This window comes from Enterococcus cecorum (assembly GCF_052119425.1).
Lineage (GTDB): Bacteria > Bacillota > Bacilli > Lactobacillales > Enterococcaceae > Enterococcus_E > Enterococcus_E cecorum_C.
Window position 1 is genome coordinate 1 of the sequence record NZ_JBQKFH010000020.1, and the last position, 24,811, is coordinate 24,811.

Consider the following 24,811-nt stretch of genomic DNA (forward strand, 5'->3'; position numbering starts at 1 on the left):
GCTAGGGTGGAAAAGTCCAGTTCAATACAGAATTCACCTTATGAGTGCATAAAAAAACGTAGTAGACAAAACTACTACGCTAATAAAGTCTAACTTTTGGGGGTCACATCATAAAGCATGTCGCTTTCTTCTTTTTTGTATTTTTTTCTAAAAAAAATCAAAAAAATGATTGACAACGATTTCAATCATGTGTATACTGAAAACGTAAACAAGGGACCGGTTCCATAAGAATGAAAGTTTTGCTCTTATCTTATTTTTTTGATCAATGTGGGAACGGTACCGTAAAGAAAGGAAGAAAAAAATGGAAAATCGTGAAATTGCCCAAGCGGTTATTGATGCTGTCGGAGGAAAGGAAAATATCAGAAGTGTTGCTCACTGTGCGACTCGTCTACGTTTAATGGTTAACGACCAAGATAAAATCGACGGTAAGACAGTTGAAAACATTGAAAAAGTTAAAGGCGCTTTCTTTAACTCAGGACAATATCAAATAATTTTTGGGACAGGTACAGTAAACAAAATTTATGATGAAGTGGTTGCATTAGGTGTTAGCGAATCATCAAAAAGTGAAATGAAAGCGGAAGCAGCCAAATCTGGTAATGTTTTCCAACGTATGATTCGTACCTTTGGTGATGTCTTTGTTCCTATTATTCCAGTCTTAGTTGCTACCGGGTTATTCATGGGGTTACGTGGATTATTGACACAACCACAGATTCTAAGTATTTTTGGCATGACACCAAAGTCAATTGATCCGAACTTCTTACTTTATACCCAAGTGTTAACGGATACAGCTTTTGCCTTCTTACCAGCTTTAGTTGCTTGGTCAACATTTAGAGTATTCGGTGGTAGCCCAGTTATTGGTATTGTATTAGGTTTGATGTTAGTTAACCCAGCTTTACCAAATGCTTATGAAGTTGCTTCTGGTGCTGCAAAACCAATTATGTTAATGGGATTTATTCCAATTGTTGGTTATCAAGGTACTGTCTTACCAGCCTTCTTTGCCGCATTACTTGGTGCGAAGTTAGAACAACGTCTACGTAAAGTGATTCCTGATACTTTTGACTTGCTATTAACACCATTCTTAACACTATTAGTGATGAGTTTACTTGGATTGTTAGCCATTGGACCAGTTTTCCACTCACTTGAAACAGTTGTCTTAAACGCTACTGAATTCGTATTAAACTTACCATTTGGTTTAGCAGGTATCATTATCGGTTTCTTAAACCAATTAATCGTTGTAACTGGTGTTCACCACATCTTCAACTTCCTTGAAGTACAATTACTAGCTAATACTGGTAAAAATGCCTTCAACGCAATTATCACATGTGCGATTGCTGCTCAAGGTGCTGCTTGTTTAGCTGTGGGTGTAAAAACAAAATCTGCTAAATTAAAAGCATTATGTTTCCCATCAGCATTATCAGCTTTCTTAGGAATTACAGAACCAGCTATTTTTGGGGTAAACTTAAGATATGTTAAACCTTTTGTTATGGGCTTAATCGGTGGTGCTGCAGGTGGTTTTGTTGCCAACATTTTAGGTTTAGCAGGTACAGGTATGTCAATCACTGTAATTCCTGGTACATTACTATACTTGAATGGCCAATTATTCCAATACTTATTGGCTAACTTAGTGGCAGTAGGTGTTGCCTTTGCATTAACTTATACAATCGGTTATAGTGATAAAATGCAAGAAAACGCGTAATAGAAATTAGAAGGGAAATATCAGATGTTAGATGGAAATGTAAAAAATTCAAAATATCCCATTGGTTATCATATTACACCTTTAGCTGGTCTATTAAATGATCCAAATGGTTTAGTAAAATTTGAAGGTATCTATCATGTGTTTTATCAATTAAATCCAACAGATACGATTCATAAAAATAAACACTGGGGGCACATCTACTCTGAAGACCTTATAACTTGGCATCGGGCGCCTATCGCTTTGGCTCCCGATGCTTGGTATGATAAAGATGGGGTGTATTCAGGTAGTGCAATTATTATCGAAAATCAACTACATCTTTATTATACAGGTAATGTCATCGATGAAGCAGGAGAGAAACATAGCTATCAGTGTTTAGCGATTTCAAAAGATGGCTTTACTTTTGAAAAACAAGGGCCAATTTTCGAACATCCAAAAGGTTTTACGCGCCATGTCCGGGATCCAAAAGTTTGGTATGATGAAAAAGAGCATTGTTATTATCTTGTTGTTGGCGCCCAAAGAGAAAATTTAACGGGGACAACTCTACTCTATCGTTCAATTGATGCCAAGAATTGGGAATGCTTAGGCGATTTAGTTACAAATCCAGACATACTTTCTCAAATTGGTTATATGTGGGAGTGCCCAGATTTAGTATTTATTGATAATCAAGCTGTTTTTATCTATTCACCTCAAGGAATTGAAGCACAAGGGAATCAATATCATAATATATATCAAACAGTTTATGCATTGGGAGAGTTTAATGAAGGGCATTTGCTGTTAGATGATGATATGCAAGAAGTTGACTTTGGCTTTGAATATTATGCGCCCCAAAGTTTTTATGATGGAGATAGAATTTTATCATATGGTTGGATGGGAATCACTCAGCCAGAATATGAATCAAGCATGCCAACGATTGAAGAAGGTTGGATTCATTGTTTGACAATCCCGAGAGAGTTAACACTAGACGGAAATAAATTATGCCAAAAGCCTGCAAATGAAATCTATCAATTAAGAAATCAAGAAGTTCAACTATTGAATGGAACGCAAGAAATACAGTCATCTATGATTGAGCTTATCTGCGAAGAAGAAGTTCAAGATGATTTTAATATTACGATTGATGATGTTTTCACCTTAGCCTATCAAGCCGACACCCATGAAATAACTTTGATACGAAAAAACTGGTATACAAATGAGGAAGAATACCGTAAAGTTATACTTGATGAACCATTACAAAATTTTGACTGGTTTATCGATGGTTCGGTAAGTGAACTATTTGTAAACTCGGGTAGATATGTTGCAAGTGCACGTCTTTTTAATTCAACTTATTGTCAATCAAAGAAAATTGAAATTAAATCCTCGCAGTCATTTGTTAAAGGTTATCAATTAGATGCAATGAATGTTCATTAATCTGAAATGGTTTTAGTCTTGTACTAGAACCATTTTATTTTTATAATTAGGAACGAGAAGGGATGAAATGCAACTAAGATTAGCACAATTAGAGGATTTATCTGACATTTTAACCATTTATGAATCAGCTATTCAATTACTGGCCGAGCAAGGTTCTACTCAATGGCAAGATGGCTATGGACCAACAAAAGAAAATATCCAGGTTAATATTTTGAATCAGGAACTATATTTATTAATCAATGATAGCCAAATTGTGGCGCTTGGAACATTACAAGCTGGTATTGATCCGGTGTATTCTGCCATCATCGGTCAATGGAAGGGTAAAAATAACTATTTATCGATTCATCGTATCTCTGTTAATCCATCGGTTCGACAAAAAGGCTACGCGAAACAGCTACTTCAAGCATTGATTTTACAAGGAAGAAAATTGGGGTATCATGATTTTAGGATTGATACACATCATCTCAATAAAGGTATGCAAAAAGCTATTCTAGATACTGGATTTCAATTTTGTGGCGAGGTCCATTTTCCAATCCCTGATGGACACCGTTATGCTTATCAGTTATATGACAAGGTTGATTAATACTTGAAATATTGTTAATATAAGAAGGTAAGGACGGTGCAATATGAAGAAAAGACTAAAAAAGAAAAAAGCGTACAAAAATTATATTCGTTCTATTTTTAAGGGCTATGAAGAAATGCTTGAAAATCCTGAAATTAACGAATTACGCTTTGAATACTTAAAAGAAGAAACGATTCTATCAAGAGATGACAAACAACAAATTCGCTTTAGAACTAAAGATAAGTGAGAAAGAACAATTTAGGCTTGATACATCAAGTCTAGATTGTTCTTTTTTTCAAGCGATTTCATGTAAATTTAATAAAAAGTATGTTAGAATAAATATAAAATGTTAGGAGGGATTTTCTATGCCTACATCTCAAGAGCAACAGCCAAGTTTTGGTGAGGTAAAAGCTAGTGCCTCAAAAAATATTGGACAATTATTACAAGATTTGCAGTCTTTTGAGCATGCAATTGAAACTGAAAATGTGGCTGAAATTTATCGCATTTATCAAGGAAAACTGCATAAAGAACTTAAAGAAACCTCAAACCAAAATCATGAAATTGACAACTTGTTAGCCAGAAAATTACATGATGCTTTATTAGCTAGATTTGAATATCTACAGTTTGTCAAAAAATTAAGTCCAACACTTTTACAATATCGAATTGGACAATATTATCATCAACGTCCAACGATTATGGTTGATGTCAGTGTGCCTAAAATCTATATTGAGCCAACAGTTTTAAATGAATGGCGTAACTTTAATGAAACGGATCAATCTCAACTAAAAGAAATCGAACAAAAAATCAATCAATTAGATGTACAAAATCTAACGTTACAGTCTGAAGTAGAAGAATTAGAGAAAAAATTATCGCCAATTAATAAGCAGATTCAACAAATGTCTCAACAAAAAACGATTTTTAACCGTGTGAAAAACGAGGAAGAATATTTACAATTGTTGAATACCAAAAAACAATTAGAAGCGGATATACAAAAGCTAAATGCCCAAAAAGATGATGATACAACGCTAAATAGAAGAAAAGAGGCTTATCAGCAAGATTATTTCAATATTCAGCTACATCGGGCATTAATTACAAAAGAATTGCGCTTAGTTCAAAAATACGCGACTTCTTTAGATCATTTAGAAGCTGAATTAATGCAATTTATTACTGATTATTTATTACCAAGAGAGGAGGGTCAAGCAAATGACAAAGGATTCTAAACTTGAAGTACAAGAAAAAGAAGTGATGCATTTTTCTGAATCATCCATTCCTCGAGAAGATATTGATTATACCGCTGTCAATGAAGAAATGAATATCCAGACAGTTTATGATGAAACCAAACAAAAAGATCATCAAAAAATTCTTTCATTAATTCAAGCAGCTGAAGATGAACTCGCCGATTTGAAATTACGTCGGGTGATTATGGAAGCAAATTTTGAAAAATTATTGTCGCTTTTTCATCATCATGTATTAGATGAACATAAAATCTCCGCTCTAGCAAAGCAAATTTTAATTGAATATATTAGCTACGAACTTCTTAGACCGTTATCTGCCATTGATTTGCAAAAAGGAGATAGCTTCAATCGTTGGTATACCAAGCATTTTCAAGTCATCCATCGCTTAGACGAGCAAAATAGACTCATTTTTGAATTTCAATTAAACGTCTTAAACCCAAGCATGAATGCTGCATTTATTCCATTGCTAGCTTTTGATTTACTTTCAAAAGAAGTGGAAATATTTGATCATCATATGGCTTCTTTGATCCGTTTATGGTATGAAGACCATATTTTATCCAGAAATCAACTGGCTTTATTTAATCATGACTTAAATCAGCTCTTACTCTATGCCAAAAAATTAGGATTTACGGTTGAGCAAAGTTTATTAGATAATGCTTATGAATTGATTGTTAACTTTACTAGTCAAAGAAAAGTTTCAGAGTTAATCATTGATCGCATCTTTATTAAATTAATGTCTGTCAAAGAATATGATTTTGAATTAGTTGAGCAGCAGGCTTTCGAAATCCTGCTTGATCATCAGCAAAAAGTAAAATTTTATCTTGATGAAAATCAGTTTGCTCAAATTACCATCGATTCTGCTCAACAGCGACGATCGATTCTTGATTTCTTAACTAGTTATCCATTCTTAGTGCCACTGTTAATTGGTAGCGAGTGAGAATGGTTGAATCTAATTGAAAATGAATTTTCTAACCAATATAAGATTTTACAATATGAACCAATTTTAAAATTATAATAATTATAACTAAAAGGTTGACCGATAACATATTTTTAGTTATATTTATATTGAGAGTTGTCTCAAATATTTAAATTATTGGAGGAATAGCCATGTCATTAATTGGTAAAGAAGTAATTGAATTCAAAGCAAATGCATTTCATAACGGAGAATTCATCGAAGTTACAAATGAAGATTTTAAAGGTCATTGGAGTGTTGTTTGCTTCTATCCTGCAGACTTCTCATTTGTTTGTCCAACAGAATTAGAAGACTTACAAGAACAATACGCTACGCTAAAGAGCTTAGGAGTTGAAGTATACTCTGTTTCAACAGATACACACTTTACCCACAAAGCTTGGCATGATCATTCAGAAGCTATTTCAAAATTAGAATACATTATGATTGGTGATCCATCTCATCAAATTTCATTAGGTTTTGATGTATTAGATGATCAAGGTTTATCACAACGCGGAACATTTATTATTGATCCAGATGGCATTGTTCAAGCACTTGAAATCAATGCTGATGGTATCGGACGTAATGCTGCGATTCTTGTTGATAAAATTCGTGCAGCCCAATATGTTCGTACACATCCAGGTGAAGTATGCCCAGCCAAATGGAAAGAAGGAGCAGAAACACTTAAACCAAGTCTAGATTTAGTTGGTAAGATTTAAGAAAAGGGGATTGTCAAATGGCTTTAGATACTGAAATTAAAGCGCAATTAGCCCAATATCTTGAATTACTTGAAAATGATATTGTTTTCGCCGCTCATTTAGATGAAAGTGAAAATAGTCAAAAGGTTCGCGAGTTCCTAGACGAAATTCAAGCAATGTCGCCTAAAATATCATTGGTTAATAAATCATTGTCTCGTACACCTTCCTTTATGATTAATCAAAAAGGGCAAGTAGATAGTGGTATTGAGTTTGCTGGATTACCACTTGGCCATGAATTTACTTCATTTATTTTAGCATTATTACAAGTAGGTGGACGTAAACCAAAAGTTGAAGAAGATGTGATTCGTCGTATTGAAAAAATCAATCGACCTTTACACTTCGAAACTTATGTTAGCTTAACTTGTCATAATTGCCCTGATGTTGTTCAGGCTTTAAACATTATGTCAGTCTTAAATCCAAATATCAGTCATACAATGATTGAGGGCGGTATGTTTAAAGAAGAAGTAGATGCTAAAAAGGTTATGGCCGTGCCTACTGTCTTTTTAGATGGTGAAGAGTTTGCAAGTGGACGTATGAGTATCGAACAGCTTGTAGATTTGGCTGCTGGTCCAAGTTCTGCTGAAGAATTTGAAGATAAAGGATTATTTGATGTACTTGTTGTCGGCGGAGGTCCTTCTGGTAGTTCAGCGGCAATCTATGCTGCTCGTAAAGGTATTCGTACCGGTATGGTTGTAGAAAACTTTGGTGGACAAGTAATGGAAACAGTCGGTATCGAAAATATGATCGGGACACCATATACTGAAGGTCCAAAATTGATGGCTCAAGTCGAACAACATGTCAAAGAATATCCAGTTGAAATCATGAAAGGTCAACGTGCAAAAGATATTCGTAAAACAGATGTCGTGGAAGTTGAACTTGAAAATGGTGCTGTATTAAAAGCTAAATCAGTGGTATTGGCTTTAGGAGCTAAATGGCGTAATATGAATGTGCCGGGTGAACAAGAATTCCGCAACAAAGGAGTTACTTATTGTCCACACTGTGACGGTCCATTATTTACTGGTAAGAAAGTTGCTGTAATCGGTGGAGGAAATTCAGGTATTGAAGCCGCCATTGACTTAGCCGGTTTAGCCGAACATGTCTATGTTTTAGAATTTTTACCAGAATTAAAAGCCGACCAAGTTTTACAAGATAGAGTAGCAAAACTAGACAATATTACTGTATTGAAAAATGTTGCTACAAAAGACATTGTGGGCTCTGATGAAGTAACTGGGCTTAACTATGTTGATCGTGCTACGAATGAAGAACATCATATTGATTTATCTGGCGTATTTGTACAAATCGGTCTTGTACCAAATACTGCTTGGTTAAAAGATAGAGTAGAACTTACAAATCGTGGCGAAATCATTGTGGATAAACATGGCCAAACAAGTATGCCTGGTGTCTTTGCTGCAGGGGATTGCACAGATTCAGCCTATAAACAAATTATTATTTCTATGGGTTCTGGTGCTACAGCTGCCCTTGGAGCTTTCGATTACTTAATTAGACAATAATAAATATCAATCGTCTAGAGAATAGTACTAGCTATTTTTCTAGACGATTTTTTTATAAAAAAAGTCGCAACGTATATTGCGACAGATTTAATATCTATGATGAGCAGTGGGATATTCTTGATCATAAATATAGAAATAATTGGATTGATTTTTGCTCTTTTGTTGTTTCATTTTACGTTTTAACATACGATTACGACGATCATCCCAAGCCATAATCCATAATATGACGATAGGCGCTAGATAGATAGGGATTTGATGATTGCCATAATCCCCAATGAATAAACCAAGAAAGAAAATGATGAGTAATAAGCCCATTTGTCGAATAAATTTCATAAATACCCCTCTTTTCGAACGTTTGTTTGTATATCATTATTATACGAATGTTTGTTCGAAAAGTAAAGAAAAAAATAAAAAATCTTCTAAAATAGATAAATAGAAGATTTTTTAAAGGAATTAATAATTACGATATAGGCCAACTACAACACCTAGAATCGTTACTTCATCTAATATAATCGGTTCTAACAAATCATTTTCAGGCTGTAAACGAAAATGATTGGCTTCTTTATAAAATCTCTTACAAGTGGCTTCATCATCTGCTGTCATCGCAATCACGATTTCACCGTTACGTGCAGATGATTGTTTGCGGACAATGACTTGGTCACCATCTAAAATACCTGCATTAATCATACTTTCTCCACGAATCGTAAGCATAAATAAAGGTTCACTTTCATCCGTTAATTCTGGTGGAACAGGGAAGTAATCCTCGGTCTGTTCAACTGCTAAGATTGGATTTCCGGCTGTAACTACACCAACAATCGGAATTTGTTGTTTGACGATACCAATTTTTTCCAAACCAAGTGCGGTGAGTTCTAAAGCTCGTGGTTTTGTTGGATCACGATGAACTAAGCCTTTTTTTTCAAGTCTTTCTAAGTGTCCATGTACAGTTGATGATGACGCTAAGTTTACAGCTTGGGCGATTTCTCTAACAGTCGGTGGATAATTCTTTTCTTGTAAGAAATCATGAATATATTTTAAAATATTCAATTGACGTTCTTCATTATATCTAGGCATTTTCATCACCTTTTCTTCTTTTTTTACAATTATAACATACTGCCACCGTTAAATCAAACAAGCGTTCGCAATTTGATTTAGATTGTTGCTTTTTTAGGAATATTTATATTATTATATAGTTATCACAAATATTCGGAGGAATAAAATGTTATCAGAAGAAAAAATTAAACGAATTAATGAATTAGCAAAAAAGAAAAAGGAAGAAGGACTCACTGAGGCTGAACAAAAAGAGCAACATTTATTGCGTCAAGAATACTTAGAAGCTTTCCGAGGTGGGATGCGTCACCATATTGAAGGGATGAAAGTTGTTGATTTGCAAGGAAATGATGTAACTCCTGAAAAACTTAAAAAAATTCAAAAGCAAAAAGGGTTGCATAATCGATAATTGATTATAAAAAAATGGTTTCATCAAGCTATTGCTATTTTTAGTAAATTTCGCTATAATGTAAGCGTAATTAAAGTAAAAAAAACTAAAAATGCTGGGAGGCAATATTACTATGTTTGATACAATCGATCAATTAGGCGTCAATACTTTACGTACACTAAGTATGGATGCTATCCAAAAAGCAAATTCTGGACATCCTGGTTTACCTATGGGCGCTGCGCCAATGGCTTATGCGCTATGGACAAAACACCTAAAAGTGAACCCAACAACTTCTAGAAATTGGGTAGACCGTGATCGTTTCATTCTTTCTGCTGGCCACGGTTCAGCCTTATTATATAGTTTATTACACTGTGCTGGATATCAAGTTTCTATTGATGATTTGAAAAACTTCCGTCAATGGCAAAGTAAAACACCTGGACATCCTGAAGTCAATCATACAGATGGTGTAGAAGCAACGACTGGTCCATTAGGTCAAGGTATTGCAATGGCTGTAGGTATGGCAATGGCAGAAGCACATCTAGCTGCTAAATTTAATCGTGATCAATTCAACGTGATGGATCATTACACTTACGCTATTTGTGGTGATGGTGACTTAATGGAAGGCGTCTCACAAGAAGCAAGTTCATTAGCTGGACACTTGAAATTAGGTAAATTAATCGTTTTATATGATTCAAATGATATTTCTTTAGACGGTCCAACAAGCAAAGCCTTCACAGAAAATGTTGGTCAAAGATTTGAAGCTTATGGTTGGCAACATATTTTAGTTAAAGACGGCAATGATTTAGAAGCAATTTCTAAAGCGATTGAAGAAGCTAAAGCAAACACTGAACAACCAACACTTATCGAAGTTAAAACAATCATTGGCTTTGGCGCACCTAAACAAGGTACATCTGCAGTTCATGGTTCACCACTTGGAGCAGAAGGAGTCAAAGCCGCTAAAGAAAGCTATGGTTGGGAATATCCTGAATTTACAGTTCCGGATGAAGTAAAGACACGTTTCCAACAAGAAATTATCGAAAAAGGGAAAAAAGCAGAAGAAGCTTGGAATCAATTATTTGCTGAATATGAAAAAGCTTACCCAGCATTAGCAGAAGAATTCAAACAAGCCTTCAGCGGTGAACTTCCTGTGAAATGGGATCTTGATTTACCAAAATATGAAGTTGGTTCTGCTCAAGCAAGTCGTGTCTCAAGTAAAGAAACGATTCAAGCTATCTCTAAAGCTGTTCCTTCATTCTGGGGTGGTTCAGCTGACTTAAGTGCTTCAAATAATACAATGGTTGCTGCTGAAAAAGATTTCGAACCTGGTAGTTATGAAGGCCGCAATATTTGGTTTGGTGTTCGTGAGTTTGCAATGGCAGCCGCAATGAATGGTATTCAACTTCATCGTGGTACAAAAGTTTACGGTGGTACTTTCTTCGTATTCGTCGACTATTTAAGACCAGCCATCCGTTTAGCTGCTCTACAAAAACTTCCAGTAACTTATGTATTAACCCATGACTCTGTAGCTGTTGGGGAAGATGGACCAACGCATGAACCAATCGAACAATTATCAAGCTTACGTAGCATGCCTAATTTGAATGTGATTCGTCCTGCAGATGGTAACGAAACACGTGCAGCTTGGAAAGTAGCAATGGAGTCTACTGAAACACCTACTGTTTTAGTATTAAGTCGTCAAAACTTACCAGTCATTGAAGGAACGAAAGAACATGCAGACGAAATGGTTGCAAAAGGTGCTTATGTTGTTTCTCCAGCTAAAAACGAAACGCCAGAAGGTATTTTAATTGCAACTGGTTCAGAAGTTAATCTTGCAGTTCAAGCACAAGCAAAATTAGCTGAAGAAGGCATTGATGTATCTGTTGTTTCTATGCCAAGTATGGAACTATTTGAAAAACAAAGCGATGAATATAAAAATACTGTTTTACCAAAAGGTGTTAAAAAACGTGTCGCTATCGAAGCAGGCTCTTCATTTGGATGGAGACAATATGTAAAATGTAAAGGCAAAATTATTTCTATTGATGAATTTGGTGCCTCTGCTCCAGGTAATTTAGTACTTGATTCATTTGGATTTAATGTAGAAAACGTAGTAAATACCTTCAAATCTTTCTAATATGTCTGATTTAAAATATTTATGAGAAACAAGGATAGTTTCGCTTATGAAGCTATCCTTGTTTATTTTTCTTACTTTTGACCGATAAAAATTCTTTATCACAACAAATTGAATGATTTGTGTTTTTCTATTTCATTCGCTAAAATAGAATCAACAAAAGCATAGAAGGTGAATCTAATGAGTAAAATTTATAATTCTATTACTGATCTTATTGGGAATACCCCAATTGTAAAACTAAATCATTTTGCTCCTGAAAATGGTGCTGATATTTATGTGAAGGTTGAATCATTTAACCCTGGAAGCAGTGTGAAAGATCGTATTGCATTAGCGATGATTGAAGCCGCTGAAAAAAACGGCCAATTAAAACCAGGTGATACGATTATTGAACCAACTTCTGGTAATACTGGGATAGGTTTATCTATGGTAGGAGCGGCAAAAGGCTACAATGTTATTATTGTAATGCCTGATACCATGAGTATTGAACGTCGTAAATTAATGCAAGCTTATGGCGCTAAATTAATCTTAACTCCTGGTAGCGAAGGAATTAAAGGATCTATTGAAAAAGCAACTGAATTAGCAAAAGAAAATGGCTACTTCTTACCATTACAATTCGAAAATCCGGCGAACCCTCAAATTCATGAAGAAACAACAGGAAAAGAAATTGTTGAAGCATTTGGTCAAGATGCGCCTGATGCATTTGTCGCTGGTGTGGGAACTGGTGGTACAATTACTGGTGTCGGTCACGCATTGAAAAAAGCTTATCCAGATATTAAAGTCGTTGCTGTAGAACCTGCAGAATCAGCTGTATTAAGCGGACAAAATGCTGGTCCACATAAAATCCAAGGTATTGGTACCGGATTTGTTCCTAAAACATTAGATACCGACGTTTATGATGAAGTAATTGCTGTTAAGAGTGATGATGCTTTAGCTACAGGACGTACTTTTGGTCAAAAAGAAGGCATTTTAGTTGGTATTTCATCTGGAGCAGCCCTAAAAGCAGCTTACGATTTAGCTGTTAAATTAGGTAAAGGCAAGAAAGTCGTTGCGTTACTGCCAGATAATGGCGAACGTTATTTATCAACTGCTTTATACCAATTTGAAGATTAAGACTCAAATTTAATCCAGCTACAATATGTTGGCTGGATTTTTTGTTCTTTAAATATTTAGAATTATTAAAAATCACTAGCATTCTTCACAAATTAATAGTAGAATAGAATTAGTTTCAGAAATGGAGGGATTCGTTTGAGCACAACTTTAGAACACGCAATCTCTAAATTAGAATCAGAAAATGTTCGATTAACCTCACAACGTATGGCTATATTAGAATATTTGGAGAATCATCATATACATCCCACAGCTGAAGAAATTTACCACGGAATCAAAGAAAGTTTCCCTGGTATCAGCGTGGCAACTGTATACAACAATTTAAGATTATTTACAGATTTAGGCTTCTTAAAAGAAATGAGCTATGGTGATTCATCTAGTCGTTTTGATTTTACAATTAAGCCACATTACCATGTTATTTGTGAAAAATGTGGGAAAATTACCGACTTTTTTTATCCTGGTTTAGACGACGTGGAGATGGCTGCAGGAAAGATTACCAATCATTTAATCCATAGTCATCGTTTAGAAGTTTATGGTATTTGTGAAGAATGTCAAAAAAAGGGAGAGAAATAAAATGATTATTCATACAGATGATGCACCTAAAGCCATTGGACCATATGTTCAGGCAAGAATTGCAAACGGATTTTTATTTGCATCTGGACAAGTACCACTTGATCCAAAAACAGGTGAAATTGTTGGTCAAAATATTCAGGAACAAACTGCACAAGTCCTAAAAAATATTCAAGCAATATTGAAGGCTGCTAATCTTACTCCAGACAACGTAGTAAAAACAACATGTTTCTTGAAAAATATGGATGATTTTGTCGCATTTAATGAAGTATATGCAACAATGTTCAATGATAAGTTACCTGCACGTTCAGCAGTTGAGGTAGCTAGACTTCCTAAAGATTTGCTAGTAGAAATTGAAATTATTGCGGCAATTGATTAATTTATTTTTACTAACTGGTTCAAACTACATTGAGCCAGTTTTTTTCACTTTTAATAAAAAGGGAGGTATCTATTTGCTTAGAGAGTTCCAAGAAGCAGGACAAACCGTCGTAAGTAATTTGATATTAGATTATTACCAAAAAATAGGCATGAATAATGAAGAATTCATCATCTGGTTGCAACTGTATCGTTATGTACAAGAAGGGAATCGATTTCCAGACGCCAGTGTCATTGCTGAAAAATTAAATTTACCCTTAAACACCGTATTTTCTACCATTAATAATTTGATACAAAAAGAATTGATCCTCATTACGCAAAAGGAAGATGCAACTGGTAAAAAAACAGATTGTTATGACTTTTCGCCAATTTACGATCGTATTGAGCAGTTAATTACGCAATCTTCAAAACAAAATGAAAAAAATTCAACGCAGATGAAAGTGAAAGAATTATTTCAACATTTTGAGGAAGAATTCGGTCGTACATTATCTTCTATTGAGTATCAACGCATCAATCAGTGGCTTCAAGAGGATCATTATTCAGTTGACTTAATCTATTTAGCCTTGAAAGAAGCAGTTATTAATCAAGCCTATAGTCTCAATTATATAGACCGTATTTTGTTAAGTTGGGAAAGAAAAAATATTACCAGTCCTCAGCAAGTAAAAGAAGAGCAAAATAAACGTAAGCAAAAATTTACCTCCAATGGTCAAACTACAAATCATAAATCACCTAAATCTAAAATTACCATGTATAATTGGTTGGAGGGAAAATGATGTTAGGCAAAGAAAGAACACAAAAAGTACTTGCAATCATGTATGAAATGTTTCCTAATGCAAAGTGTGAATTAAACTATGAAACACCTTTTCAATTACTTATTGCTGTCATATTAAGCGCTCAAACTACCGATGTAAGTGTGAATAAAGCAACGCCACAATTATTTGCGCGCTTTCCTGATGCTTATCATTTGGCCAATGCACCGATTGAAGAGGTGATAGCATGTATTCGCTCCATCGGCTTATATCGCAATAAAGCCAAAAATATCAAAGCATGTGCCCAACTATTATATGAAAAATATGATGGAGAGGTACCACAAACAAGAGAAGAACTTATTGCTCTACCAGGCGTGGGGAGAAAGACGGCAAATGTTGTTTTAGGAGAAGCTTTTCATGTACCGGCTATTGCTGTAGATACACATGTTGAAAGAGTAAGTAAACGATTGGCAATTGTGAAAAGCGAGGCCAGTGTATCAGAAGTAGAAGAAACGCTAATGAAGAAAATTCCCAAAAATAAGTGGGTACAAACACATCATACATTGATTTTCTTTGGTAGATATCATTGTACTGCAAAAAATCCAAAATGCGATCACTGTCCGGTGTTACAATATTGCAAAGAAGGTAAGAAAAGACTTGGTATAAAATAAGGCACAAGTTGTAGATTTATCTCTACAACTTGTGCCTTTTTAATTATTGGTTATTATTGGTTGCACCGTTATTGTCGTTATTAGAGTCATTTGGCGGCGTAGCACCATTATTAGTTGTTGCATTATTGGTATTACCATTTCCGTTTTGGCTGCCATTTGCACCACTATTTTGCCCTGGGTTATTTGGCGCTACTACAGTTGTTGTATCTTCAGATGAGGTTGAAGTTTCTTCCTTATCTTCAGTTTTTGTTTCTTCTGTCGTAATTGAACTGACCTCATTTGAGCTTGACGACTGTATTGTGGTAGTATCTTTTTTAGCTGAAGAATAACCTTTTGAATTAGCAAAATACAACTCTCGTCCATATCGTACAAGTCCTGATGGCATCTTCCAATCTTTGCTTTCATTGCCATCTGTCATATAGCTCATCAACTCACGATACACATCTGAGGCAACTTGTGAAGAATCATCGGTTACTGGCGTTTTACGATCATTATAACCAGTCCATACAGCCAATGAATAATTAGGTGTATAGCCGACAAATGAAATATCAGGATAGGCACCTCTTGAAGTATCAATATTGGCTAATTCTTCAGTTGTATAGTTTGAAGTACCGGTTTTCCCTGCTTGAATTAACCCACTAATTTGGGCATTTGTCCCTGTACCATATGTGATAACATCTTTTAGAATATCGGTAATCATATAAGCCGTAGTTGATTCCATTGCTTTTGTACCATCTGCGTCAAAAGCTTCTTCTGTACCATCTTGATAGACAATTTTATTTACATATTGCGGTTCATAGTAAGTACCACCATTCGCAAAAGCAGCATAAGCAGCGGCCATTTTCAGACTAGAAACACCATATTTGGTACCATCTTGCTGTTCGGTATTGCTTGAAATTGCATTAAATTGTTGTAAATCAGAGTAATCGATGTCCAAACCATTTAAAAATTTCTTTACATTTTTTACACCAACATCCATAAATAATTTAGCTGCAGGAACATTTCTTGAAAGATACAATGCTTTACGTAAGGTCATTGTACCATAGTATCGATTATCCCAATTCTTTAATTGAATATTCGTTCCAGCATAGGTATAAGGTTCATCAACAATTGTTTTACCGGTTGAGTATTTTAAATATTCAAAAGCAGGGCCATAATCAGTAATTGGTTTCACTGTTGAACCAAAATCACGTGAAGTACTTACTGCTAAATTATATCCTAAAATCGTACCTGCAGGAATATTACGACCACCAATCTGCGCAAGAACCTTTCCTGTATGAACATCCATTAAAGTAGCAGCAACTTGCATATTTTTATCAGGATAATAGACATAGTTTTCAGAATTAACAATATCGTATAGGCGTTTTTGGGCATTCACATTTAAGTTAGTATAAACTTTTAGGCCATCTGTATAAATATTTTTTCCAGTTTTTGACTTCACTTCATTAATGACTTCTTTGATGTAGTTATCATAATACTTCCAATCAGCGTTTTGCGTGGCAGGGGTGGTTAGTAAGCCATCATTAATTGGTGTCGCCACAGCTTGTTCATATTCAGATTTATTAATTTTTTTATTTTGATACATGGTTAGTAAAACAATGTCTCTACGTTTTTTTGCTGAATCTGGATTAGCATATGGATCAAACAAGGTAGGGGCGTTTGGTATGCCAGCTAATAACGCAGTTTGTGGTAAGGTTAATTGGTCTAAAGGCTTACCATAAAAAGCTTTCGAAGCAGTTTGCATCCCATAAATACCATTTGACATATAGACTTTATTAATATAGTAAGTCAATATCTCTTGTTTAGATTTCATACGTTCTAATTTAATTGCTAATACGGCTTCTTGTGCTTTTCGCTTTAAAGTTTGGTCTGATGCTTTAGTAGAGAAGAATGATAATTTAATCAATTGTTGTGTTAACGTACTTCCTCCTTGTAATCCACCGGAACGTACATTAGAAACCAGTGAGCCAACGATACGAATTGGATCTACACCGATATGTTTATAAAATCTTTTATCTTCCACTGACACAACCGCATCAGCAAGTTGTTGTGGAATCTCAGTTGCACTGATTTTTTCACGATTTTCAGCACCGATATCTGTAATTTTTTCACCGTTTGCATCATAAATGATTGATGAGACAGTCGTATCTAAGGATTGGTCTGTTAATTCTGGCGCATCTTTTGCATAGAAAAAAAATAGACCGACACCCGCTAAGAATAATACAAGACAAGCAGCAAACACAATACCGATTAGTTTCACAAATAATGAGCCGCTTGAATTTTGCTTAGATTTCTTATTCATCGGTCTTTTTTGATGGTGTTTGGCCTTTCTAGTCGAGGTTTGATTTGCCATTTCTGTGTTCTCCTTTATTTTCTAAAAATTGTTTAACCGCTGCTAAATAATCAATTCTAGGAGCGATTTTCATGGTAATTTCAATTCCTTTTGCTTCTATTTCGTTTAGCGTAATCGATTTTCTCTGTTGCTCTTGACTATCCCATTTTTCAATTAATGTCTTTGCATCTAGAAAAAAACAACGCTTCAAAGCACTAAAATAAAGCAATACAAAACAAATTCCGCCTTGGAGTAAACAATTTCTCATATGCTCAATCTGATGAGAATGGAAATTTTTTAAAGGAAATGAAGTTTTATTTTGGGTAGCTTTTGCCTCAAAATCAAGATAATATCCTTGATAAACCCCATTATAATCTGTAGTTGAAGCTTCTTTAAAATAGGCTTCTTTGATTGTTGCTGCACTACGTTTGGGGTAGTCGACTTTCACAATTTGAATGGGGGTGGGCTTTTTATGTATGACAGCAATTTGTTTATTTAAGTAATATTCATTGCTTTCATTAATAGCCTCTTCAAAACGCATCCCACGATTGGCAAAAGTGAGTGGCGATTTTTTTGCTGACTTCCATTCTGTCTTGTGATAAACTTTTCCATTGGGATAATGAAAGTTCATAAATTTCACACTCCTGAAACTATTATACCAAAAAATAAAATAGAAAGAAAAGTGTAGATGAAAAAACGGAAAATTATTGTCATCACTGGATATCGTAATTATGAATTAGGGATTTTTCAAGCAAAAGACCCGAAATTAGCAATACTTTATAAATTTATTAAACATTCTTTACGACAATTAATAGATAATGGTGCACAATGGTTTATCATAGGCGGTAATTTAGGGGTTGAATTGTGGAGTGCACAGATGGCTTTTGAATTAAAAAATGAGGGATATGATATTCAGATAGGTGTCTTACTACCTTTTCAAAATTTTGGCGAAAATTGGCAAGGTTATAATCAACAAACATTTGAAGAAGTCATCCAACAGGCAGACTATCTCAATTTTGTTAGTCAAAAAACTTATTCTGATCCTTCACAATTAAGAAATCATTCCCAATTTATTGTGTCACATGCCGATGTAATGTGGGCAATTTATGATAAAGAATTTCCTGGCAAATCCCAATATTTACTGAAAGAATGGGAACAAACAGGAAAAGAATTAATACTAAATTCGATGGATGACTTACAAAGTTTTGCAAATGACCTCTTTGAAGAAGGGTAAATGATAAGAATTAGCTTTTTGGTTAAATTTTTATGAAAAACAATAGAAATTTTCTAGAAATTGTTTGCTTTTATTTATGGTTTTATATAGAATAGAGAAAGAAGTGTGGACAAAAGAGACTATGAGGTGAAAATAATGGCAAAGTATAACTACAAAGCAATTGATATTTTTAATAAAGAATTCAAAGTAAAAATGAGAGGATTCGACCCAGATGAAGTGGATGAATTCCTAGATAATATTATGAAAGACTATGAAACTTTCAATAAAGAAATCCTTGCATTACAAGAAGAAAATGACCGTTTAAATGCTAAAATTAACCAATTAAACAAGAGTCAAGCAGTAATGTCAAAAATCCAACCTGAAAGCCAAAAGAGTCAAACAGTAACAAACTTTGATATCTTAAAACGCTTATCAAACCTTGAAAAAGAAGTCTTTGGTAAAAAATTAGATCAAGAAGTAACTATTGAACCAACATCTTCTTTAAATGGTTTGAGTTCTAATTATACCAACAGCGAAGATGATTTAGATAAAACTCGTCTATTTTAATGATGTATATATTTGTGATTTTCGGATAATCGCGGGGTATTTATTACCCTGAGGAAAGTCCATGCTCACACAAGCTGCGATGCTTGTAGTGTTCGTGCTTAGCGAAACAATAAGCTAAGGTATAGTTTTACTATAACGGCGGAAGTAATGGCTAAGGAAATTTCTATGCCAGAGAATTCCTTAACGTGCAACAGTGACGATAAATAAGAGAAATCTTATTGTGAAACGGGTAAACCCCTCGAGTGAGCAACCCAAATTATGGTAGGGGCGCCTTTTGGACGGAAATGAACGGATCAAAGGGGCATTGAATGCAGATAGATGATTATCCATATCTTTTTTCCCTGGATAAGATAGGACAAAACATGGCTTATAGAAAATCACAATAAACAGGGTTTGGCTGACAGTGGTTCAGCCGTTTTTTTTAGTAAAATTTAGGAGGAAATTATGCAAAAAGAGCAGACTTTTCAATTAATTGCAACTGCAGCAAGTGGGTTAGAAGCATTAGTCGGAAAAGAATTACGAGAAATGGGCATTGCATGTCAAGTAGAAAATGGCCGTGCTAGATTTCGTGGAAATATGGAGACAATTGCTAAAACGAATCTATGGTTGAGATGTGCAGATCGTGTCAAAATTGTAGTTGGCGAGTTTGAAGCAACTAGTTTTGACGAATTGTTCAATAAAGTAAAAAGTTTACCTTGGGAAGATTATCTACCTTTAGATGCAAATTTTCCTGTAGAAGGTAAATCAATTAAATCAAAATTGTTTAGTGTTTCTGACTGCCAAGCGATTACAAAAAAAGCTATTGTCAACCGTTTGCGTGAATATTATCATCGACCAAGTCATATGCCACTTCCTGAAACAGGGGCATTATATAAATTAGAAGTCGCTCTGTTGAAAGATAAAGTGACCCTCACACTTGATACCACCGGACCAAGTTTATTTAAACGAGGATATCGTCTGGATAAAGGGGGCGCGCCGTTAAAAGAAAATATGGCTGCTGCAATGGTCATGTTAACGAATTGGCGAAAAGATCGTCCTTTTATCGATCCAGTATGTGGTTCTGGAACATTATGTATCGAAGCAGCGTTAATCGGTCACAATATTGCACCTGGCTTTAATCGTGAATTTGTCTGCGAAACATGGAGTTGGTTTGATCAGGATATTTTCGAAAAGGTTCGTACTGAAGCGGATGAACAAGCAGACTATGACGTTGAACTAGATATTTTGGGAATGGATATTAATGAAAACATGATTGAAATTGCCAAACAAAATGCACTCGAGGCTGGACTTAGCGATTCAATTACCTTCAAACAACAAGCTGTTAAAGACTTTAAAACAGATAAAGAATATGGTGTAATCGTTGCGAATCCGCCTTATGGAGAGCGTTTAGGTGAGCGCGATACTGTTAGAAAACTCTATCGCGAAATAGGACAAGTCATGAAACCACTAACGACTTGGAGCAAATATATATTAACAAGTGATTTAGCTTTTGAAGAATTTTATGGGCAAAAAGCAACTAAAAAACGAAAACTATATAATGGGGCGTTAAGATGTGATTATTTCCAATATTGGGGAACACGGCCACCTAGAAAAGAGAAGAAGGAGGAGATAAAATGAGTTTTGCAGCCTTTCAATTACAAGATTATTTATTGACTGCGATTGCGGATAAGGGATTTAAACAACCTACAGAAGTGCAAGAACGATTAATACCTGTCATTCAAGCTGGTCGCAGTGTTGTGGGACAGTCTCAAACAGGAACAGGGAAAACCCATACCTTTTTATTACCGATTTTTAATCAATTAGACTTGGAACAACAAAATGTGCAAGCCGTTATTACAGCGCCTAGTCGAGAATTAGCTACTCAAATTTATCAAGCGGCCAAACAATTAGCTGATTTTTCTGATGAAGAAATTTCAATTATGAATTTTGTTGGTGGGACGGATAAATTACGTCAAGTAGAACGATTAGCCACCAAACAACCGCATATCGTTATTGGTACACCAGGCAGAATTTTGGATTTAGTCACTTCAGGGGATTTATTGATTCATACCACGCAAGTTATGGTTGTCGATGAAGCTGATATGACATTAGATTTGGGATTTTTAGCTGATGTTGATCAAATTGCCGGTAGAATGCCAGATAATTTACAAATGCTTGTATTTTCAGCTACAATTCCTGAAAAATTACGTCCATTTTTGAGAAAATATATGAACAATCCTTTAATTGAAGAAATTAAACCCAAGACGGTCATTTCAGAAACAATTGATAACTGGTTAATTTCAACTAAAGGTAAAGACGTGAACCAAATTATTTATCAATTATTAACAATTGGACACCCTTATTTGGCGATTGTATTTGCGAACACGAAACAAAGAGTAGATGAAATCAGCCAATATTTGAAAAACCAAGGATTAAGTGTCGCAACGATTCATGGCGATATCTTACCTCGTGAACGTAAACGCGTCATGAAGCAAATTCAAAATTTAGACTTTCAATATGTTGTCGCAACCGATTTAGCTGCACGCGGTATTGATATCGAAGGTGTATCTCATGTTATCAATGCCGAGATACCGGATGATTTAGAGTTCTTTATTCATCGTGTAGGAAGAACCGGACGGAATCAATTACCAGGCACAGCTATCACTCTTTACGAACCAAGTGATGAAAGAAAAATTAATGAAATTGAAGCGCTAGGTATTACTTTCAAACCAAAGGAAATCAAGAATGATGAGGTCGTTGATTCCTACGATCGTAATCGTCGTCAAAAACGTGAAAAGAAACGCGATGAACTAGATACGACATTGATTGGCTTAGTGAAGAAGAAAAAGAAAAAAATTAAGCCTGGCTATAAGAAGCAAATTCAACGAGAAATTGAGAAATCAAATAAACAAAAACGTAAAATGGAACGTCGACAAAAAGGACGTACTGCAAGAAAACATAAGAAAAACTCAAGTATATAATTCAAACAGTCTCCCAGCTTATATGAGGAGGCTGTTTTTATTCTATGGAAAATTTTGAAAAACATTCATCCGATTAATGGCAAGTATGTTATAATGTGAGCAAGTATAATGGTTTTGGGAGTGATTACATGAAGGTTATCGATGCATTGGATTGGTCAAACTGGAAAAATTATTCTGTGAGCACTAAAAGAGACTTATTTAGTCAGATATTGGCTTATTATGTCAGTCCACTTAAACAAGTAAGTCATATTACTCTGAGTCAGTTTGAATTAGCAGGTGTAAAATGCGAAACTTTTGAAGTCAATTTAGATGAGGAAACTTTTGTCTTTTTACCAGGAAAAAAAGGCGCCATTTTAGGTTGGGATTCTGGTACACAGCCTTTACCTGCTTTTTATTGGGATATGAAAAATGCCATTTATACGAAAAAAGTGCAAGACTATCAAAAAAATTACGGATTACAGACAACCGAAGAATGGGATGTATTTATAAATGAATCAACTTCTAGTTTGCGCCAAGTAGATATTCCACCGATGTTAGTGGCAAAATATGCTTTACCAGTCGGTTGTAGTTATTTAGGTGAATTTCAAGCAGTAACGGGTGAATTTGTTGGGACAGTAGATGAATTTGCAAAGTTTGAAGATCAAATCAAGCAAGCATTAACGCCGCCGCAAAATTTTGAAGACTCTTTATTTTTTGAGTTTCCTAATGAATTATTTCATGAAAATCAATTTTATGCCAAACTAAATCCTGAACTAGAAAGCTACACGGTATATTCTCATCAACTCTGTACGCAAGAAGAGTTACGTAAATATTTACAAAAAGAAGTCATGGATTTAATGAATGAAGACCAATGGGAATATGCGGTAGGTGGTACGACTCGCCGATTATTTAGATGGGGCAATGAGCTGTTAGAAGACCATTCATTTTGGAAGAATCAGATACATAAAATTGTCAGTCGTCCGAATATGTTTGGTTTGAGTTTTGCTGGGGATTTGAAGCAATTTGAGATTACTGCTGATCAACAATTGAAACTTGATCAATGGGAATATTGCCAAGTCCCACTTTTAGATTATCTACCACTATCAACTTACTATCGTCCTAGAAAATCTATTTCGCCTTTTGAAGTTCTTTCGCCTAAAGATTATACTTATCGTAAGGCAATCATCATTGAAGCTTGATTAAAATATTTTTTACTTTTTTAACATTTCAATTTGTATTTAGGGGATGAAAATGCTAGTATTATCTAGTAATTGTTGTTTTTTAGGAGGATGAGGATGGATAAAAAAATTCTGAAAATTGTTATTACAATATTATTGATGGTTTCTGTATCTATCATTTGTATTGTAGGATACAAATATTCTCAACGGCATACAGATACGCAATCAAAAGATGTCATTGAGAATTTCATTGAAAATGTAGACCAACAATATGCCCAAGTGAATAAAAAAGTAGCAGCAGGTTACTTAAACAAAGAGAAGATATTCCTGGCTACAGATCTAGATCAAAAGAAATTAGATGATATTCAACAAAGTATCAATAATTTTGAAAATGAATATAATGCAGCTTTGGCTAATCTAAAAAGTTTGAATTCTGATGATTTAGCGTCTTATCAATCACAAGTTCAAGCTGAAAAAGATAAAGTAAATCAATTACTAACAAACTTCCAATCATTACAAAAGAAATTTGCTAGTCAAAAAGCAATCAATGGTTTATTTGAACATCCATTTCTGACAGGTGATAAGCAAAATAAGGAAGTATTGATTACGGCGTCTTTAAAGCAAGCTGATTTTGATCAAGTGAAAAAAGCAAATTATACGAAAGATGCCAAAGATGATTATCAAAAAGCATTAAATCAAGGGTTAGATATTGCTGAAGGACAAATCAAAGCTGTGACTCAAGCCAAAGACCTATATAACCAATTATATAAAGATAAAACTGTGACTGAACAGGCGAATCAAGCAAGCTTAGATCAGGTGAAACAATTGATTGGTCAAATTAAAAATCCAAAAATCAGAGATAGTTTTACGGAAGGCTTACAAGCAATTGAGGCAACGGTCCAAGCCCAAGCAACCACACAAACAGAAACAACAACTGATTCAGCTACAAACACTAATGGCGCAATGAATCAAGATACAACAATATATGATAATACTACACCAAATAATTATTATGGCGCTAATACGGGTGGAACAGGTAACCAAAATAATCAACAAAATAATCAAGGACAACAAACAGGTGGGAACCAAGATACTGGTACCGGTAGTAGTGAAGAGCCTACACCATCCACACCAGATCCAGAAACACCACAAAACGATAATGAGTTTATTGGTGAAAATGGCGGTAATTTTACTTGGAATGAGTAATTTGCATTGACATCTTATACAAAATTACCTATACTATGAAAAGTAAAGGATATGGTATTTAAGATAGTTGTTCTAGAGAGTCTTATGGTGGTGGAAGTAAGATACAGCCGTTAAATATTGCTCCCTTTATTCCATTGGTAGAAATATCAACGTGAATCTAGCGTTAATAGATATAAAGAGGTAATGATCAGACATCATTGCAAGCAGGGTGGTACCGCGAGTTTCGTCC

24 protein-coding genes, 1 other RNA gene and 1 pseudogene are annotated in these 24,811 nt (G+C 34.8%); 22 read left to right on the plus strand and 4 right to left on the minus strand.

Features of this window, described 5'->3' with window-relative positions; translation table 11 throughout:
- Window positions 1-301: 301 nt before the first annotated feature.
- From ACTQZM_RS06465 to ahpF, 8 genes and pseudogenes are all read left to right on the plus strand, one after another.
- Window positions 302-1,678, plus strand: a pseudogene (locus tag ACTQZM_RS06465) (sucrose-specific PTS transporter subunit IIBC); the annotation flags it as partial.
- 42 nt (window positions 1,679-1,720) lie between these two features.
- A complete protein-coding gene (locus tag ACTQZM_RS06470; protein WP_441653263.1) occupies window positions 1,721-3,100 on the plus strand; it encodes a glycoside hydrolase family 32 protein in 1,380 nt (459 codons plus the stop codon).
- Between the two features lie 67 nt (window positions 3,101-3,167).
- A complete protein-coding gene (locus ACTQZM_RS06475; RefSeq protein WP_441653264.1) occupies window positions 3,168-3,683 on the plus strand; it encodes a GNAT family N-acetyltransferase in 516 nt (171 codons plus the stop codon).
- Between the two features lie 43 nt (window positions 3,684-3,726).
- Window positions 3,727-3,909 carry a hypothetical protein gene (locus ACTQZM_RS06480; RefSeq protein WP_047342504.1) on the plus strand — a complete coding sequence of 61 codons (183 nt, stop codon included), beginning with the start codon at window positions 3,727-3,729 and terminating at the stop codon, window positions 3,907-3,909.
- Window positions 3,910-4,027: 118 nt separating this feature from the next.
- The gene (locus ACTQZM_RS06485; RefSeq protein WP_441653265.1) at window positions 4,028-4,882 is read left to right on the plus strand and encodes a hypothetical protein; all 855 of its coding nucleotides are present in this window, start codon (window positions 4,028-4,030) and stop codon (window positions 4,880-4,882) included.
- On the plus strand, window positions 4,866-5,834 hold the full coding sequence (locus ACTQZM_RS06490; RefSeq protein ID WP_441653266.1) for a hypothetical protein: 969 nt from the start codon (window positions 4,866-4,868) through the stop codon (window positions 5,832-5,834). Before ACTQZM_RS06485 ends, ACTQZM_RS06490 begins: the two co-directional genes overlap by 17 nt.
- A 170-nt stretch (window positions 5,835-6,004) precedes the next feature.
- The gene (gene ahpC / locus ACTQZM_RS06495; protein WP_047241917.1) at window positions 6,005-6,565 is read left to right on the plus strand and encodes an alkyl hydroperoxide reductase subunit C; all 561 of its coding nucleotides are present in this window, start codon (window positions 6,005-6,007) and stop codon (window positions 6,563-6,565) included.
- Between the two features lie 17 nt (window positions 6,566-6,582).
- Window positions 6,583-8,115, plus strand: a complete 1,533-nt coding sequence (ahpF, locus tag ACTQZM_RS06500; protein WP_441653267.1) for an alkyl hydroperoxide reductase subunit F — start codon at window positions 6,583-6,585, stop codon at window positions 8,113-8,115.
- A gap of 87 nt (window positions 8,116-8,202) precedes the next feature.
- Here the strand turns inward: ahpF and ACTQZM_RS06505 are convergent, their stop codons facing one another.
- Window positions 8,203-8,448, minus strand: a complete 246-nt coding sequence (locus ACTQZM_RS06505; protein ID WP_016252164.1) for a hypothetical protein — start codon at window positions 8,446-8,448, stop codon at window positions 8,203-8,205.
- 120 nt (window positions 8,449-8,568) lie between these two features.
- Window positions 8,569-9,186 carry a transcriptional repressor LexA gene (gene lexA, locus ACTQZM_RS06510; RefSeq protein ID WP_047342510.1) on the minus strand — a complete coding sequence of 206 codons (618 nt, stop codon included), beginning with the start codon at window positions 9,184-9,186 and terminating at the stop codon, window positions 8,569-8,571.
- Window positions 9,187-9,331: 145 nt separating this feature from the next.
- On the opposite strand from lexA, the gene ACTQZM_RS06515 reads away from it, so the two are divergent.
- The 7 genes from ACTQZM_RS06515 (at window position 9,332) to nth (ending at window position 15,147) form a co-directional block, all read left to right on the plus strand.
- The gene (locus tag ACTQZM_RS06515) at window positions 9,332-9,571 is read left to right on the plus strand and encodes a DUF896 family protein (RefSeq protein ID WP_016252166.1); all 240 of its coding nucleotides are present in this window, start codon (window positions 9,332-9,334) and stop codon (window positions 9,569-9,571) included.
- A 112-nt stretch (window positions 9,572-9,683) separates the two neighbouring features.
- Window positions 9,684-11,678 (plus strand): transketolase, encoded by a 1,995-nt coding sequence (tkt, locus tag ACTQZM_RS06520; protein WP_441653268.1) that lies wholly within the window; start codon window positions 9,684-9,686, stop codon window positions 11,676-11,678.
- Between the two features lie 177 nt (window positions 11,679-11,855).
- The gene (gene cysK / locus ACTQZM_RS06525) at window positions 11,856-12,785 is read left to right on the plus strand and encodes a cysteine synthase A (protein WP_441653269.1); all 930 of its coding nucleotides are present in this window, start codon (window positions 11,856-11,858) and stop codon (window positions 12,783-12,785) included.
- A 135-nt stretch (window positions 12,786-12,920) separates the two neighbouring features.
- Window positions 12,921-13,355, plus strand: a complete 435-nt coding sequence (locus tag ACTQZM_RS06530; RefSeq protein WP_016252169.1) for a Fur family transcriptional regulator — start codon at window positions 12,921-12,923, stop codon at window positions 13,353-13,355.
- Between the two features lies 1 nt (window position 13,356).
- A complete protein-coding gene (locus ACTQZM_RS06535; RefSeq protein WP_016252170.1) occupies window positions 13,357-13,731 on the plus strand; it encodes a RidA family protein in 375 nt (124 codons plus the stop codon).
- Between the two features lie 73 nt (window positions 13,732-13,804).
- Window positions 13,805-14,500: a DnaD domain-containing protein gene (locus ACTQZM_RS06540; protein WP_441653270.1), complete on the plus strand. Its 696-nt coding sequence runs from the start codon at window positions 13,805-13,807 to the stop codon at window positions 14,498-14,500.
- Window positions 14,500-15,147 (plus strand): endonuclease III domain-containing protein, encoded by a 648-nt coding sequence (gene nth, locus ACTQZM_RS06545; RefSeq protein ID WP_441653271.1) that lies wholly within the window; start codon window positions 14,500-14,502, stop codon window positions 15,145-15,147. The genes ACTQZM_RS06540 and nth overlap by 1 nt, the downstream gene beginning before the upstream one ends.
- Window positions 15,148-15,190: 43 nt before the next feature.
- Here nth and ACTQZM_RS06550 read toward each other — a convergent pair whose 3' ends face one another.
- Both ACTQZM_RS06550 and recU read right to left on the minus strand, forming a co-directional pair.
- The gene (locus ACTQZM_RS06550) at window positions 15,191-17,500 is read right to left on the minus strand and encodes a PBP1A family penicillin-binding protein (RefSeq protein ID WP_441653272.1); all 2,310 of its coding nucleotides are present in this window, start codon (window positions 17,498-17,500) and stop codon (window positions 15,191-15,193) included.
- Window positions 17,478-18,110, minus strand: coding sequence for a Holliday junction resolvase RecU (gene recU, locus ACTQZM_RS06555; protein ID WP_087403396.1), 633 nt, complete (start codon window positions 18,108-18,110; stop codon window positions 17,478-17,480). The genes ACTQZM_RS06550 and recU overlap by 23 nt, the downstream gene beginning before the upstream one ends.
- Before the next feature lie 57 nt (window positions 18,111-18,167).
- Between recU and ACTQZM_RS06560 the strand changes: the two genes are divergently transcribed.
- The 7 genes from ACTQZM_RS06560 to ACTQZM_RS06590 all read left to right on the plus strand — a co-directional run bounded on the left by ACTQZM_RS06560 (window position 18,168) and on the right by ACTQZM_RS06590 (window position 24,582).
- The gene (locus ACTQZM_RS06560) at window positions 18,168-18,713 is read left to right on the plus strand and encodes an SLOG family protein (protein WP_171310150.1); all 546 of its coding nucleotides are present in this window, start codon (window positions 18,168-18,170) and stop codon (window positions 18,711-18,713) included.
- 135 nt (window positions 18,714-18,848) lie between these two features.
- Window positions 18,849-19,259, plus strand: coding sequence for a cell division regulator GpsB (gpsB, locus tag ACTQZM_RS06565; protein WP_248621498.1), 411 nt, complete (start codon window positions 18,849-18,851; stop codon window positions 19,257-19,259).
- Window positions 19,260-19,276: 17 nt separating this feature from the next.
- Window positions 19,277-19,634: RNase P RNA component class B (gene rnpB, locus ACTQZM_RS06570), an RNA gene on the plus strand.
- Between the two features lie 69 nt (window positions 19,635-19,703).
- Window positions 19,704-20,876 carry a THUMP domain-containing class I SAM-dependent RNA methyltransferase gene (locus ACTQZM_RS06575; protein ID WP_441653273.1) on the plus strand — a complete coding sequence of 391 codons (1,173 nt, stop codon included), beginning with the start codon at window positions 19,704-19,706 and terminating at the stop codon, window positions 20,874-20,876.
- Window positions 20,873-22,219, plus strand: coding sequence for a DEAD/DEAH box helicase (locus tag ACTQZM_RS06580; protein WP_248624347.1), 1,347 nt, complete (start codon window positions 20,873-20,875; stop codon window positions 22,217-22,219). The genes ACTQZM_RS06575 and ACTQZM_RS06580 overlap by 4 nt, the downstream gene beginning before the upstream one ends.
- Before the next feature lie 128 nt (window positions 22,220-22,347).
- A complete protein-coding gene (locus ACTQZM_RS06585) occupies window positions 22,348-23,397 on the plus strand; it encodes a DUF7278 family profilin-like fold-containing protein (RefSeq protein WP_441653274.1) in 1,050 nt (349 codons plus the stop codon).
- 96 nt (window positions 23,398-23,493) lie between these two features.
- Window positions 23,494-24,582 (plus strand): hypothetical protein, encoded by a 1,089-nt coding sequence (locus ACTQZM_RS06590; RefSeq protein WP_441653275.1) that lies wholly within the window; start codon window positions 23,494-23,496, stop codon window positions 24,580-24,582.
- Window positions 24,583-24,811 lie beyond the last annotated feature (229 nt).